This is a genomic window from Chryseobacterium sp. SIMBA_029, from assembly GCF_046535275.1.
Taxonomy (GTDB): domain Bacteria; phylum Bacteroidota; class Bacteroidia; order Flavobacteriales; family Weeksellaceae; genus Chryseobacterium.
Genome location: NZ_JAWRXA010000009.1, coordinates 1 through 16,390, shown reverse-complemented (window position 1 = coordinate 16,390; position 16,390 = coordinate 1). Strand labels below are relative to the sequence as shown.

The window sequence follows — 16,390 nt, the reverse complement described above, 5'->3', positions numbered from 1 at the left end:
AAAACAAAAAGAAAAAGAATGGCACAAGGAAAACAGACTCCACGTCAGAAGATGATCAACCTTATGTATTTGGTGTTCATCGCTATGATGGCCCTCAACATTGATGCTGAAATCATCCGATCTTATTACGATTCCACTAAAGCGCTTCATGAAACAAGAACTTTAACAGAGAAAAAGAATGAGAAAATTTTTGAAAGAACCCTTGAATCAAAAGCGCAGCAGGTACCAGATACCTATGCACAGCCTTGGGAGCAATATAAAGTTCTGAAAGTGAAAATCGATGCTTTAGTAGAGGCGTCTCAGAAAATAAAAGACGAGTTAAAAAAGCAATCAGAATTTCATGAAATAGATCCTGTAACCAAGAAAGAAATTGATGTAAGTGAAAACTTTGCAGCTCTTAACAATAATGAAGCAACAATGGCTTACTTCTTTAAAGACGGAGATGAAAATACACTTACTAAAGGAGCTACAGACTTAAAAGCTAAGATTGATGATGTAAGAAATTATATCGTTGCTACTTTTGGTAATAACGCTCAATTAAAAGATTTGGTTGAAAGAGCTAATAAGTCTCTAATTGCGGAATATCCAAAAGGAAAATCTCCAAATGAGAAGACTTGGTTCCAGAACAAATTCTATCATCAGCCACTTATTGCGGCGATCTCTAATTTAGAGATTATCCAAAATGATGCCAGAAACGTACAATCTGATGCATTAGCATTATTATTACAGGAAAAAGTAGATGCGAGTATTAAATTCTCTAGCTACGAACCTATCGTTTCAGGACCAATTGATATTCAGGCTGGTAAGCAGGCAGAAGTAAAAGTAATGTTAGGTACTTATTCTAATAGTAATAAAATTAGTATTACAGGTGTTGGTAAAGTTGAGAATGGACAAGGAATTAGTTCAATTACAGGATCAGGTATTGGCGAACATAAATTAGGAGGTACGATTACATTAACAGATGCTTCAGGTAAACCTCAAAGTTTCCCTTGGACGCATACGTATAATGTGATTGCAGGACCAAGAGAAGTAAAACTTGAAAAAGGATTATTACTATCTGCTGATAAAATGAATGTAATGTATAGAGGCCTTGAAAACCCAGTATCCGGATCGATATTAGGTGCTGATAACTCTAAACTTTCATTATCTGCTCCAGGTGCTACCGTAAGAGGTACAGGTCCAGGAAAATGGATTGTTAAACCTTCAAGCGGAACTACAGTGAAGCTTACATTATCTGGAATAGATCCTTACGGAAAATCTGTTTCTCAGGTATTTGAATACAGAATTAAGAATGTACCGCCACCACAAGGGCAGATGAGAGGTCAGAATGTATTGTCTATGCCGGCAAGTTCTATTCCTAACCAGTCTGTTCAGGCAGCAATTCCTGACTTTGACTTCCCGGTTTCATTTACTGTAACGCAGTTTATGGTTAGAGTTCCTGGTAAAGCAGCATTATTGATCCACGGAAGTTCACTAGATGATGCGGCAGGATTAGTGAGAAACTTAAGAACAGGTGATGTAGTATCAATCTTTGATATTAAAGCAACTGCTCAAGGCTTAGACGGACAAGTAATTAAAAACATTACTCCTATATTAATTAACGTTCAATAGGACTAAAATTGTAAATTTATTATGAAAAAATATATTAGCAGCCTTTTAGTATTAGTTTCGGGATTTGCTTTTTCTCAAACTATTCTGAACGCTTCTTCTCCAGAAGAATTTAGGCAGATGAGAGCTGAAAACAAGCAAAAAGTTGGAGATACTATCGTTGATAAAACAGTAAAACCTTTGGAATATGGTTTTGTTGATGATAAAGATATTTTAAAGAGTATGTTTGTTTGGGAAATCATTGATATGAACGATAAGATTAATCAGCCGTTCTATTATGATAATCCGGATGGTCTTCTTTCAACACCTACAAGATCATTATACCAGTTATTATTAGACGCTGCATTAAGCGGTAAAATAGAGCAGGTTTACAATGACGAGAATTTTGTAGACAGACTTTCTGCTGAAGGTATTCAGAAAAGATTAGAAAAAGTAGTCATTAATGATGCTGCCATCGATATTCTTAACTCAGGAAGACAATTAACTGATCAAGAGAAAAAACAATATACTGACGTTTATAAGACTACTACTGAAAAAGTAAAAGTTCTTAAAATAATGGGTATGTGGTTCATCGATAAGAGAGACGGGCAAATGAAGTACAGACCTCTTGGTATCGCAGCAATGGGTCCTGACCCGGCGGTGCAGGGAGTTATCGGTCCAGACGGAAAACCTATTGCAAGCAATGATGAACTGATTGATCTGTTCTGGGTATATTATCCAAGTGCAAGAGATATCTTAGCAAATAATTACGTTTTCAACAGAAAGAACTCTTCTGCAGATCTATCTTTTGATGATATTATCAATGCAAGAAGATTTTCTTCTATCATTTATAAATCCTCTGCAGGTTTAGGTGATGGTAACATTAAGGATTATATTCCTAAGAATGCTGAAGAGCAATTGGAAGAAAGCGACAGAATTAAGTCGCAGATCCTTGATATGGAAAATGAAATGTGGAATTACTAAATTTCACTTGATATTTATACAAAACCTGAGTACTTTTACTCAGGTTTTTTTTATTATGAAAAATATAGAATATATAATCGTAGGAGACGGATATGCAGGACTTTTCTTCGCTCATCAGCTGATTAAAAATAATAAATCCTTTGTCATATTCTCAGAAGGCAGGAAAAGTGCATCGCAGGTTTCAGCAGGAATTATCAATCCTGTTGTGCTCAAAAAGTTTACGACATTCTGGAAAGCTCAGGAACAAATTGATTTCCTGACACAGACATTGGAGGAAATCAAGTCGTATACAGGAAAGAATTATTGGATTGGCAGTTCAATTCATAGAATTTTTCATGACGAAAACGAACAAAACCTTTGGATGAAGAAATCCGGAAATGAAGAGCTTTCAGGTTTTTTAAGCCAAAATTTTGAGCACATAGATGGGGTGAAAAATGATTTTGACACAGGAAAGGTTATTCAGTCTGCAAGACTTGATGTTAGTGGGTTTTTCAATGGCCTTTTCAGTTATTTTGAAAAAAATGGACGATTTATAAAAGAAAAATTTGATTATACTCAACTTGATGTGGAGACCTCTTCTTATAAAGACTTCACTTTTAAGAATATTATTTTTTGCGAGGGAATTGGTGTCAAAGACAATCCATATTTCTCTGCAATTCCTATTAATCCCAATAAAGGACATCATATAAAAGTTAAACTGTCCCGGGAAATTCCTAAGGATGTTACCATTAAAAAGAAACATTTTTTATTTCCTGTAAATGACGGACTTCACTTTTATGGAGGTACTTATGACAGAGAGCAGCTGCACCATCATATAGATGATTCTGCTGTAGTACAACTTGTGAACGGATTATCAGAATTTTATCCTCATGATTTTGAAGTAAAAGAAGTAAACTTTGGATTTCGTCCTACGGTAAAAGATAGAAGACCAATCATAGGAAATCATCCTGATTATAAGAACCTATATGTTTTTAATGGCCTGGGAGCAAGAGGAATTCTAAATGGCTGTTATTTTTCTAAAAGTTTATATGACTGCATTGAAGAAAATATTCCTTTGCATGCAGAAGTAGATATAAATAGATTCAAATAGATAATATTTTTTGATCTTTTGTCTGAACGAGTGAAATATATTCGATAATCAGATGAAAATGTATATCTTCAAGAGAGAATTTTAAGCTATGAACGAAAATATTTTAGGTATTGTAGCAGGCGTACTTACTTCTGTTTCTATGATTCCTCAGCTTGTAAAAGTCATTAAAGAAAAAAATGTGGAAGATATCTCATGGATCATGATTCTGGTACTTATTTCAGGGCTTTCACTGTGGGTGTGGTATGGCTTTCTGAAAAATGAATTGCCTATTATTCTTTCCAATGCCTTTGCTGTATTGGTTAATATATGCCTTTTCGTTTGCTATTTACTTTTTAGAAAATCTTGAAAAATAAATTATTATTAAAATAAAAAATAGGCTTTACATTATGTAAAGCCTATTTTTATATAGTGTTAATAGAATGTGAGATTATTGAAGAACAAATTTTGCCAATGGGGCCATTCTTGCTTTGTTTAGCGTTAATGTATTTCCATTCACAGAATAGTTGTCTGCGGTAAGTAGGGCCTTTGTGAATAAATTCTCAATATCAAGATCTTCACAAGCCATCATGGTAGAAATTCCCTGATTGAATTTTATTCTCATAATGTCAGGTTTTATTTCAAAAGTACCGCCCAAACCATTGCATCCGGCATTTCCTTCATACCTCATATCAGCCATATTCAGTTTGAAATAAGGATTGTTTTTCTGGTTTTTAAGAGCAATAGGTTTTCCGTTAAGCTCTGTAAGTCTCCATGTTTTTCCGGTAATATCTTTATTACCTTGGGGTGGCAGCGCACTCGTTTTGCTTTCACAAGAAATAAGAAATGCGGTTAAAAATAAGACCGTGATATAATGATACCAGTTTTTCATAATTTTTTATTTTAAAAGATTGATAATCTTTATAACTAATACGATGCCATCTTTGCAGGAGCTTGTTCCTTTTTATCATGTTTTAGGTGAAAAAGAACCATATCAACATCTTTTTTCAAAAAAGTAATATTTCCTCTGATATTGGAATAAAGATATTCAGTATTCGTAGCAGTATATTCTGGGAGATCTTTATTTTTTTTTAGATCATACGTTTTGCCGTTCAGATGAATGGTAGCCGTATTTTTTGTTTCATTAATAGTAACTTCCATTTTTTCGCCATAAGTATCAACAAAGATATTCTTGACAGATTCGTCAGGAGTTTCGGAAGCTGGGACTGCAGCAGTGATTTCTGCTTCTTTTCCTGGGTGCTTACATGCTGTTGCAGAAATGACCATCAATCCCATAAGAATCGATTGTAATAATTTTTTCATAATAATAGGTGATTTTAATGTGTTTCATGAAATGGGAATATTAATAATACATAAATTTACAAATATTTTTACTGAATATATGTTAATTTTAAATAAATTAATTAAATATCTTTATTTCTAATGCTGTTGAAGCCTTTATGCAAAGCATTTTTCATGAAATATAAAATTGTAGATAACCATAGACAAACCTAAATTCCGAGGGAGTTTTATTGCGTCTGGGTAGGGAATGGTTTAATGTAAATAAATAATAGACTTGTTTTCATTTGTGTTTTATTTTTGGCAAAAGTACTCTAAAAATGATGAAATAAAAATAGATGTATATCAATGCTTTAAAATCTTAATATAGGTTTTGCTGATCGATGTAAATTTTTCATAAACTGAGTTGTTTTTTTGAAATAAAATTTTAAAATATTGATTGTGTTGTTCATATATAAAAAAGAAATTGATGAATTCAACTTCTTTTTTTAGTTTACAGCTATACCTCAGTGAAAAAAAGTGTATAAAAAGGAATAATGTTTTAAACTATTTGATAATGAGATATCTGCGGTATTTTTTAGACACTCATAATTATTATATTTTGTATTGGGAAAAATGGATTTATTCAGCTTATTTAAAGGAGAGTTAAATTTTGTTAATCTATTATGACGGTATAGGATTCAAGGCGTACCTTTGCTCCTTCAAAATGAGAAACTATATAGTATATTTTTTAACGAGTCTTTTTCTGCTTTTTATAGTAGAAAGTAAGATTAATGTTAAAACACTTCAAAATGACTATTCTGGTCATGCTTCTCATCATATGCCCAAAAGGGCCAATCGATTAAATCAAACCTACGAAAAGTTTTCCGTACAGCAGATGGCAGATGATGCCGGGAGTTATTCCCTGGAACTTCCAGAGGATGATTTTCAGCTATCCGACACAGTAGAGGCTATGGTTGCCTTTGCCAGTGTGTTCAGCCTGGTTTATATTTTTGGATTACGATCTTTTAAACGCAGAAAACCCGATATTCATGGTTTTCTTTCGCGATTTTCCACAGTAAAAAAATTCATTCTAATACGTTCTATTAGAATTTAAACTCTTCTTTTTCGATCTATTTTCTACTTCCGAAACTGAGTAGGAAATGCCCTGTGTTGTATATGCCGGTAATCATTACAATATTTCATATTCTCTATTACCAATTTTCAATTAAAACATTAACGATTTATATAAACTCTAGAATTATGATGAAAAGAGTTGCTTCAAGCATTATGCTTAGCACCCTTTTGCTCGTTGTTGGCTGCAACGGCAAAAAAGAAGAAAAACAGGAAGATACAGTATATCCTGTTACCAATCCTTTGAAAAAAGATACTGTAATTAATAAGGAATTTGTAGCACAGATCCGTTCTGTGAAGAACATTGAAATCCGTGCACAAGAAAAAGGATTTCTTGAAAAAATTTATGTAGATGAAGGTCAGTATGTTCATGCGGGCCAGACTTTGTTCCGGATTATGCCTCAGTTATATCAGGCAGAGCTACTAAAAGCGAAAGCAGAAGTAGAACAAGCTTCTATAGAATTGAGAAATGCAAGTACATTAGCAAACAATAATATTGTTTCTAAAAATGAAAAAGCAATGGCGAAAGCAAAACTCGATGCTGCCAATGCGGAAATGAAACTGGCTCAGATCCACCTTTCGTTTACGGATATTAAAGCACCGTTTTCAGGAGTGATCAACAGAATTCCTTTAAAACTAGGAAGTTTGGTAGATGAGGGAGATCTTTTAACTTCTTTATCAGACAATACGGACGTGTACAGTTACTTTAATGTTTCTGAACCGGAATACCTAAGCTATCAGACTCATGTTGCAGACCGTGGAAGTAATCAGGTATCCTTAATTATGGCTAATGGTGATATGCTTCCTCAAAAAGGTGAAATTCAGACCATCGAAGGAGAATTCGACAATGAAACAGGAAATATTGCCTTCAGAGCGAAGTTTCCAAACCCTGATAGACTGTTAAGAAATGGTGAAACAGGAAAAGTACAGATGACATTGCCGCTTCATAATGCTCTGATTATTCCTCAGAAAGCAACCTATGAGATCCAGGATCAGAAATATGTATTCATTATAGGTAAGGACGGAAAAGCAAAATCCAGAAATATAAAAGTTGCTTATGAACTTCCGGATCTGTATGTAGTAGCTTCAGGGCTTTCAGAAGGAGATAACATTCTGTTGGAAGGAGTTCAGAAAGTAAAAGACGACCAAAAAGTGAAGACTAAATTCCAGAATCCTGCGAAAGTTCTTCAATCATTGAAATTAAAAGCAGAGTAGTAGCAGTATGTTTAAGAAATTCATTCGCAGACCTGTTCTGTCTATTGTAATCTCATTGATTATCGTATTTATGGGGGTACTTTCACTGGTAAAACTTCCGGTGACCCAGTTTCCATCCATTTCTCCTCCTAAAGTAAATATCACCGCAGAATATCCGGGAGCCAACAACGAATTGTTGATTAAATCCGTAATAATTCCGTTAGAAAGATCATTAAATGGTGTTCCCGGAATGAAATATATGGCTTCCGATGCTGGAAATGATGGTGAAGCTTCTATTCAGGTGGTTTTTGATTTGGGAACCGACCCGAATGTTGCTGCCGTAAACGTACAGAATCACGTATCTTCTGCCGTAAATAAATTACCTCCAATTGTAGTAAGAGAAGGGGTGAAGATTACCCGAGAAGAACCTAACATGTTGATGTATATCAACTTGTATAGTGATGATGCGAAAGCTAATCAGAAATTCCTGTTCAATTATGCCGATATTAATATTCTTTCTGAGCTTAAAAGGATCAAAGGAGTTGGAGATGCTGACATTTTAGGAACCCGTGAATATGCAATGCGTGTTTGGCTGAAGCCAGACAGATTAACTGCTTACAATATCTCAGCAGATGAGGTTATGGAAGCTTTAAATGAGCAAAGTTTAGAAGCATCTCCCGGAAAGACGGGCGAAAGTTCGGGAAAACGTTCTCAGTCTTTTGAATATATTTTAAAATACCCGGGACGTTACAGCAACGAAAAAGATTACGGAAATATCATTCTTAAAGCGAAATCAGGTGGAGAATTTGTAAGATTGAAAGATGTAGCAGATATTGAGTTCGGAAGTTCAATGTATGATATCTATTCTACTTTGAACGGAAAACCGTCTGCCGCAATTACCATTAAGCAGTCCTATGGTTCCAATGCAAGTGACGTTATTACAAATGTAAAAGCTTTGATGACTGATCTTGAAAAAAATAACCTTCCAAAAGGGATGCACTACGACATTAGTTATGACGTTTCCCGATTTTTGGATGCTTCTATTGAAAAGGTAGTTCACACGTTGTTTGAAGCCTTTATTTTGGTAGCAATCGTGGTGTTTTTATTCTTAGGAGACTGGCGTTCAACGTTGATTCCGACTATGGCTGTACCGGTTTCTTTGATAGGAACTTTCGCAATTATGTCCGCGTTCGGGATTACCCTAAATATGATCTCGTTATTTGCTTTGGTTATGGCGATTGGTATTGTTGTGGATGATGCCATTGTCGTCATCGAGGCTGTTCACGCCAAGATGGAAGAGAAAAATCTCTCGCCATTAAAAGCGACAGAAGAAGCCATGCATGAGATTAGCGGTGCAATTATCGCAATTACTTTGGTAATGGCAGCCGTATTCATTCCGGTGGCGTTTATGTCTGGTCCGGTTGGAGTTTTCTATCGTCAGTTTTCAATTACAATGGTTTCTTCCATTATCCTTTCGGGGGTTGTTGCCTTGACGTTGACGCCAGCATTATGTGCTTTAATCCTGAAAAATAATCATGGTAAAGCTAAAAAGAAAACACCAGTAACTATATTCTTAGATAAATTCAATAATTTATTTACAAAAGGAGCAGGAAGATATGAGAAGATGCTGAATAAAACAGTAACTAAAAAAATCATAACACTTCCATTATTATTGGTTTTCTGTATATGTACTTTCTTTTTAAGTAATTCGCTTCCGGTCGGGTTTATTCCGAGTGAGGATCAAGGAATGATTTATGCAATTATTCAGACTCCTCCGGGGTCAACCTTGGAAAGGACGAATGAGATTGCACTAAAACTTCAGAAAGCTTCAGAAGATATTGACGGAGTACAGTCTGTTTCTTCATTGGCAGGTTATGAAATTCTGACGGAAGGTACAGGTTCAAACTCAGGAACGTGTCTGATTAACCTTAAAGACTGGGGCGATCGTAAAGAATCCGCAGCTGAAATTATTGAACAACTCGAAGCAAAAGCCAAGGAAATTCCGGGGGCGAATATAGAATTCTTCCAACCGCCTTCTATTCCGGGTTATGGTGCTGCAGGTGGTTTTGAGCTTCGTTTACTGGATAAAGCAGGAAGTGGAGATTACAAAAAGATGGAAACTGTGAGCAATGATTTCGTAAAAGAATTACAGAAACGCCCTGAATTGGGTTCTGCATTTACGTTTTATTCAGCGAGTTTTCCTCAATATATGTTAAAGATTGATAATGACTTAGCCGAACAAAAAGGAGTAAGTATAGAAAATGCAATGGATAATTTATCAACTTTAATTGGTTCAAATTATGAGACGAGTTTTATCCGTTTCGACAGGCCTTATAAAGTAATTGTTCAGGCTGGGCCGCAGTATCGAGCTTTACCAAGTGATTTATTAAAGCTTTATGTTAAAAATGATAAAGGTGCGATGGTTCCTTATTCCGATTTCATGAAATTGGAAAAAGTGTACGGTTTATCAGAGATCACGAGACATAATATGTATAATTCTTCTGAGGTAAGTGGAACTCCTGCACCGGGTTACAGTTCGGGACAGGCGATTAAAGCCATTCAGGAAGTTGCTGATAAGACGCTTCCGAGAGGTTTTGGTATCGACTGGGCTGGTATTTCGAAAGATGAAGTAAGCCGTGGAAATGAAGCTGTATTTATTTTCTTAGTGTGTTTAGGATTTGTGTATTTAATTCTTTCTGCACAATATGAAAGCTTCATCCTTCCGTTACCGGTTATTTTATCATTACCAACGGGTATTTTCGGGGCATTTTTATGCTTGAAATTATTAGGATTAGAAAACAACATTTATGCGCAGGTGGCGATGGTAATGCTTATTGGTCTTTTGGGTAAAAATGCTGTATTGATTGTAGAATTTGCCGTTCAGAGGAAGGCAGAAGGAGTACCGATTGCAAAAGCTGCAATTGAAGGTGCTACGATCCGTTTCCGTCCGATTTTAATGACTTCATTTGCATTTATTGCAGGTTTGATTCCATTAGTAATGGCAACCGGACCAGGAGCTGTCGGAAACAGAACAATTGGTACGGCAGCTGCCGGAGGTATGCTGATAGGTACTATTTTCGGACTAATGATTATTCCAGGATTGTACTATATTTTCGGAACGATTGCAAGTAAATCCAGGCTGGCCAAATATGAAGAAGAAAATCCTTTAACAGAACAAACTGAACCTTATGAACATGATGGAAAATTCGAAGACTAAAAGTATCATTACAGCCATTGCTTTATCACTTGTTCTCGCAAGTTGTAAAGCTCCGATGGCGACCGTTATAAAAGATGAGGTTAAAGAAAATCTGCCTCAGAATTTTAATCAGCAGGAGCAGCAGGATGCTAATAATAACAGCGGAACGACTCCCTGGAGACAGTTTTTTACAGATCCCAATCTGGTAAGTCTGATTGAAACTGCACTGAAAAATAATCAGGAACTGCTGATCACCCTTCAGGAGATTGAAATTGCAAAAAGCAGTGTCCTTTACAAAAAAGGAAAGCTAAGTCCGACAGTTGCTGCAAAACTGGGAGCCGGAGTGAGTAAAGCCGGCCGCTATACCAGTGAAGGAGCGGGGGATGCTACGACAGATATAGAGGCAGGAAGAGAAATACCTGATCCGCTTGGAAATTTTGAAGGTGGATTAATGGCCAACTGGGAAATAGACATCTGGAAAAAGCTCAGAACTGAGAAAGAATCAGCAGTAGCGCATTATCTTTCTACGGTAGAAGGGAAAAACTTTGTTCTTTCCAATCTTATTGAGGAAGTTGCCGATAATTATTATGAATTATTAGCGCTTGATAATCAGCTGGATATTATTCAGCAGTATATCAAACTTCAGGAAAGAGCACTGGAAATTTCTAAAATCCAAAAGCAGGCTGCGGCGGCTACAGAACTGGCTGTGAAAAAGTTCGAGGCTGAACTGGCAAAATCAAAAGCTTCAGAATATACCATTCGTCAGGAGATCACAGAAAAGGAAAATGAGATCAATGCACTGTTGGGAAGATATCCACAGCAGATTGTGAGAACAAAGGAAAGCTTTATGTCGACGATTCCTCAGACTATTTATACGGGTATTCCGTCACAGTTGTTATCCAACCGTCCTGATATCAAACAGGCAGAATTGGAATTGAAATCTTCAAAACTGGATGTAGAAGCAGCAAGAAAAGAGTTTTATCCGTCACTGGAAATCTCTGCAACATTAGGATTGGAAGCTTTTAAACCTTCCTATTTGGTGAAGTTACCTGAGTCGATAGCGTATAATTTAGCAGGAGAACTGGCTGGACCACTGATCAATAAAAGCGCGATTAAAGCCAATTTCCAAACCGCTGACGCTAAGCAGATTCAGTCGCTGTATGAGTATGATAAAACAATATTAAATGCCTATCTCGATGTGGCCAATTTAATGTCAAGGGTTAAAAATATTGACCAATATTATCAGTTAAAATCTCAGGAAACGAAAGCGTTGGACGAATCTATTGATATCGCCAATCAGTTATTCCGGAATTCCAGAGCAGATTATCTGGAAGTTTTACTGAACCAGAGAGATGCGTTAGATGCAAAAATGGAACTGGTTGAAGCAAAACAAAAACAGTTAAGCACCGTAGTAGACATTTATAAAAGTCTGGGTGGTGGCTGGAAATAAGAAATCATAATTCAGCCAATATAAACATTATGTTTTGGGGTTAATTCTTTTTAGAATTAACCCTTTTTTTATTTTAATACGACAGGTTTTGACGTTGTGGAGAAATACATTTGTAATAGCAAGCAAATACTAAGAGAAAAAGACATCATTCTGATAAAATTCATGTTAAATCTTTTTAATGGGAACTTAAGAGTTGCTAAAAAGTGTTAAATTTGCAAGATTATAATAATAAAAACTAACATTAAACTTAAAACACACAATAGATGAGAAAACTCTACACGAGTGTACTTTCAATGTGCACAGTCTTGGGTATATCTGCCCAGGAAGTATTGTGGCAGAAGGATATTAAATCCTCAACACAGGATTTTCTAAGCCAGGTAACCACCACCATCGATCAGCAATACCTTATTACAGGAAGTTCAATACAATCTAAAAAACTTTCTACCGATAATGCCCAAAATAATGGTTACGATTTTCATTTAGTAAAATTGAACCAGCAAGGTGACCAGGTCTGGGAAAAATATTTTTCCGGAAATAACCATGATTTTCTATCCGCTTCTGTAGCCACTCAGGAAGGAGGATTTCTTCTGGCTGGAACTTCGTATTCCGGGAAAGGATTAGATAAAAAAGACGATTCTAAAGGAGGATCTGACATCTGGCTGATCCGTATCAATGAATTCGGAGATGAGCTTTGGCAGAAAACCTTGGGAACTTCTTCCGATGAAGAAGCCAGATCTGTGATTCAAACCACGGATTTAGGATTTTTTGTGGCCGGAAATGTTCAAAACTCAACCAGAGGATACGGTTCTAAAGATGTTCTGATTATAAAACTCGACAAAAATGGAAAAGAACTCTCCCAAGTGATTCTGGGAGGAAAAGGTTTAGATGAAGTAGAGAAAATGATTCCGACAAAAGACGGCGGAGCATTACTGGGAGTCTATTCAAGAAGTTCAGCAGTACCAGGTAAGAGATCAAATCTACCAAGTACAGAAGTTAGTAATACACCCGACACCCGAAATTTTACTGCTGTACAAAAAAACACTAATAATGAAGGCGAGGGTGATTACTGGATCATCAAACTCAATAAAGATGGAAAAGTTGAATGGGAAAAGAACTATGGAGGAAAAGGAGATGACCATTTGAGAACCTTAGCCCTGACATCAAATGGATACATCATCGGTGGTGAATCAAGATCCGAAAGATCAGGAAATAAAACCGTTGGTATTGAAGAAGGAACCGATCTGTGGCTGATTTCACTCAATGAAAGAGGCGAAGAGATCTGGCAGAAATCCTATAATTTCAAAAATCGAGATGTTCTGATGGGAATGAGTGTCCTGCATTCAGCGGATGATAAATCTTCAAAAGGAATTCTACTTGGTGGATATACTCAGGCAGAAGGCAGAGTGGAAAGTGATGATGAAACCTTCTGGATGCTGTACTTAAATCAGGATGGCAATGAGCAGTGGAGAAAATATGTAAAAGGAGAATCCCGAAAGAAAGAAGAAAGATTATCAGATATAAAACTCAACAGAGATGGTTCTATTGTATTGGCAGGAACCAGTGCCGAGGAACTTGGAAAAGAGAACTGGAAGATCATTAAGCTTGGCGACAGCCAAATCGATAAGTTGATCGAAAAACAAGAGATCAAAATCTACCCGAATCCGGTAACTGATTATGCCTATGTAGAAACCGGGTTTGATTTCAAAGAAGCGGATATTACTTTGTATGATATGGGAGGCAGACAGCTGCAAAATATTAAAACCCAGAATAAGGTAACGAAGATCAATACCCAGAATCTGATTCAGGGAGCTTATCTGGTGGTAGTAAAAACGGATACGAATAAAACAGCAAATGCTAAATTGATTAAGAAATAAATATAAATGATGAATACATTAAAAATAAGAGGTTTACAGATAGTATTCTTTATCATTCTCTTTACACAGTGTTTTAATGCTCAGCAAGGGTTGGGAGAAGGAACAGGAAAGCCCATAGCTTCCCCTTCAATGGCATCTATGGCTACATATACAGATGTACCATTGAACCAGGCTTCAGGGCTTCCTGATATCAATTTTCCCATTGTTAATGTTCCTATCCAGGATGAAAATATTAGGTATAGTTTCAATCTAAGCTATGCACCAGTATATGTTGATAACGGAAATCAGGCTGCAGGAGATGTTGGGGCAGGGTGGACTTTGTTTGGTGGAAGTGTTATCTATAAAAAGATCATTGGTGAATTAGATGAACGTCTTGATAATACCAGTCTTCCAGAGTATAAAAAAAATGTATTTGATGATTATTACTATTACAACCTTCCGGGACTGTCAGGCAAATTTCAGATAAAAAGAGATACCATTAATAATACGTTCAGTCTTATTAATCTGACACCCAATACTGTAAAATTTGAATATGAAAGAGAAAATAACAATGCAACACTTAAGATAAACACTTTTACGGTAACAGACGGAAAAGGGTATAAATTCTTTTTCAATGATTTTGATTATGAAACGATTGCGGATGGTAATTTATTAGTAGGGAAAGGCTATAGATCTGCTTATATGCTAAGTAAAATAGTAAGCCCATCAGGAAAAACACTGGCAATTTTCACCTATGATAAAAAATCGAAAACTACATCTGTTACAAACAGACTTATTTATCAATACTGTAAATTAAAAACAATAGAAACAGACGTTGGAAAAGTTATTTTTGATTATCTGTATGATGAAAGTCTAGCAACTACCCCTAATGACTTGTATAGTTTACAAAAGGTAACACTACAAAATTTATTTGGGCAGGTTATAAACTCGTATACGTTCAGTTATGTAAATAGTATTATAAAAGAAAAGAAAAGGCTGTTGACATCAATCACTAAAAATGATAGGAATGGGGTTAAAATTGAACAGACTTCTTTTGTATATAATCAGCAGTTTATTTTTCCCCCGGCGGGTGGAACCAGTGTCTGCGATTGGGGAGGATCGGTAGAACAAAGTTATTATGACAATTATAAAGTTACTAATATACTGGAAAAAATCATTAGCCCTTCAGGAGGTGTTACGAAATATGAATATGCTTCTCATGACTATTTTTTTAATTATGACCAGGCTTATTTAGATTCTCTATTGAATGGTTATACCGATTCAAAGGCACAATATGTACAATCACAGCCTGAGACTCAATTTGATACAAGCCAGACCAGTACCTATACTTTTACCATCTCAGGAGATCCGAATAAAAAAATTGCTTTTAATATATATGGATTTAATATAGACGGATACCATGATGGTGATGAACCTATTATTGAAAACCCTTTACATCCAAAACCTGTTAAGCCTTTTTCTACAGAATATAAGATCAAAAGCAGTACAGGGGAATATCTGAATTACAGAGGCTGTCTTCTAGGGAGCAATAGTCTCTCTGACAGGGTATTCTATGGCTATCCGGGAACCTATACTATGGAAATAACAAGTGTAGGGAAGGGATATGGAGTTTTTACGGTTTCTGAAATCAAGTTTTTTCCTCTTCCACTACGAAATTCAAAATATGTAAATGCTCCTTCACCAAGGCTTAAGACCCTTACTTATTATAATAACATTAACGATACACAGCCTGTAAAGAAAATAAATTACAACTATGATACTGAAGACGGATCAGGATCCAGTGGATATATTTTCTACAGTGATTCTGACGATGAGTTTTCCGCCAGTGAAATTTTTGTTTTATATAAAAATATAAAAGTGTCGGAAGATCAAAACGGATATACCCGTTTTTCTTATATTATTCCGGAAGATTATCCTAAATATCAGAATGGAGGCAATCAGCTTTATCCTACTTATTTTTATCCGTACTATAACATTACTAAAGGAGGATTGTTATCTGATAAAAAAGTATACAATGACCAGAACCAGCTTTTAGCCTCAGAGAAATATACCTATGCTTTTGAAGATTATATCAGCGATACATATCAGTTTTATGTTAATAATAATCCGTATACTTCTAAACCTACTTATGTAAAAAAGGCCAATGCAAGTATCAAAAGCTTTATGAATAATGGAGGGTTTATTGAGAATATGAATGAAACAGTTATTAACAAATTCAATCTGAAACCAAACTATATTAAAGAAACTTCAGCAGACGGTACAATAAGAGATAAACAATTTATATATCCTTCGGGAACTTCTGGGTATAGCCATCTTGAGAATGCCTATATTATCTCTGATCCTATCCAAACGATCACAAAAAATAATGATAAAGTGATTTCCAATATACAGCTGAAGTATGACAATAATAAGCTTCAGCCGACCTCAGCAGTATCAGTAAATCCTAATGACGGCAGCTTGAAGACAGCAATCAGATATGATGATTACGATGCCCAAGGCAATCTTCGTCAGTATACCGCTGTGGGTGATGAAAGTACAGGGAAAGGAGTAACAACAACGGTAATCTGGGGCTATAACAATACGATGCCTATTGCAGAGGTGAAAGGAGCTTCGCTGACAGACATAGG

Annotated in this window: 11 protein-coding genes and 1 pseudogene; 10 read left to right on the top strand and 2 right to left on the bottom strand. The window is 35.8% G+C overall.

The genetic code is table 11. The features are described from left to right. Positions 1-18 precede the first annotated feature (18 nt). The 4 genes from SB679_RS16480 to SB679_RS16465 all read left to right on the top strand — a co-directional run bounded on the left by SB679_RS16480 (position 19) and on the right by SB679_RS16465 (position 4,007). Positions 19-1,611 carry a GldM family protein gene (locus tag SB679_RS16480; protein WP_410703373.1) on the top strand — a complete coding sequence of 531 codons (1,593 nt, stop codon included), beginning with the start codon at positions 19-21 and terminating at the stop codon, positions 1,609-1,611. A 21-nt stretch (positions 1,612-1,632) separates the two neighbouring features. Further along, positions 1,633-2,571: a gliding motility protein GldN gene (gene gldN, locus SB679_RS16475; RefSeq protein WP_034712027.1), complete on the top strand. Its 939-nt coding sequence runs from the start codon at positions 1,633-1,635 to the stop codon at positions 2,569-2,571. Between the two features lie 55 nt (positions 2,572-2,626). After that, positions 2,627-3,661 (top strand): NAD(P)/FAD-dependent oxidoreductase, encoded by a 1,035-nt coding sequence (locus SB679_RS16470; RefSeq protein ID WP_410703372.1) that lies wholly within the window; start codon positions 2,627-2,629, stop codon positions 3,659-3,661. Positions 3,662-3,749: 88 nt separating this feature from the next. Continuing rightward, positions 3,750-4,007 (top strand): SemiSWEET transporter, encoded by a 258-nt coding sequence (locus SB679_RS16465; protein ID WP_410703371.1) that lies wholly within the window; start codon positions 3,750-3,752, stop codon positions 4,005-4,007. Between the two features lie 81 nt (positions 4,008-4,088). Here the strand turns inward: SB679_RS16465 and SB679_RS16460 are convergent, their stop codons facing one another. Together SB679_RS16460 and SB679_RS16455 are read right to left on the bottom strand one after the other, a co-directional pair. After that, complete coding sequence (locus SB679_RS16460; protein WP_410703370.1) at positions 4,089-4,529, bottom strand: META domain-containing protein; 441 nt, start codon at positions 4,527-4,529, stop codon at positions 4,089-4,091. Positions 4,530-4,564: 35 nt separating this feature from the next. Then, positions 4,565-4,960, bottom strand: coding sequence for a hypothetical protein (locus SB679_RS16455; RefSeq protein ID WP_410703369.1), 396 nt, complete (start codon positions 4,958-4,960; stop codon positions 4,565-4,567). A gap of 682 nt (positions 4,961-5,642) precedes the next feature. On the opposite strand from SB679_RS16455, the gene SB679_RS16450 reads away from it, so the two are divergent. The 6 genes and pseudogenes from SB679_RS16450 to SB679_RS16425 form a co-directional block, all read left to right on the top strand. After that, positions 5,643-6,032, top strand: a complete 390-nt coding sequence (locus SB679_RS16450; protein WP_410703368.1) for a hypothetical protein — start codon at positions 5,643-5,645, stop codon at positions 6,030-6,032. A gap of 149 nt (positions 6,033-6,181) precedes the next feature. Next, the gene (locus SB679_RS16445; protein ID WP_410703602.1) at positions 6,182-7,264 is read left to right on the top strand and encodes an efflux RND transporter periplasmic adaptor subunit; all 1,083 of its coding nucleotides are present in this window, start codon (positions 6,182-6,184) and stop codon (positions 7,262-7,264) included. Between the two features lie 7 nt (positions 7,265-7,271). Beyond that, positions 7,272-10,460, top strand: coding sequence for an efflux RND transporter permease subunit (locus SB679_RS16440; RefSeq protein WP_410703367.1), 3,189 nt, complete (start codon positions 7,272-7,274; stop codon positions 10,458-10,460). Beyond that, a complete protein-coding gene (locus SB679_RS16435; RefSeq protein ID WP_410703366.1) occupies positions 10,432-11,889 on the top strand; it encodes a TolC family protein in 1,458 nt (485 codons plus the stop codon). The genes SB679_RS16440 and SB679_RS16435 overlap by 29 nt, the downstream gene beginning before the upstream one ends. Positions 11,890-12,152: 263 nt before the next feature. After that, positions 12,153-13,763, top strand: coding sequence for a T9SS type A sorting domain-containing protein (locus SB679_RS16430; RefSeq protein ID WP_410703365.1), 1,611 nt, complete (start codon positions 12,153-12,155; stop codon positions 13,761-13,763). A gap of 6 nt (positions 13,764-13,769) precedes the next feature. Further along, positions 13,770-16,390 (top strand): annotated as a pseudogene (locus tag SB679_RS16425) (hypothetical protein); the annotation flags it as partial.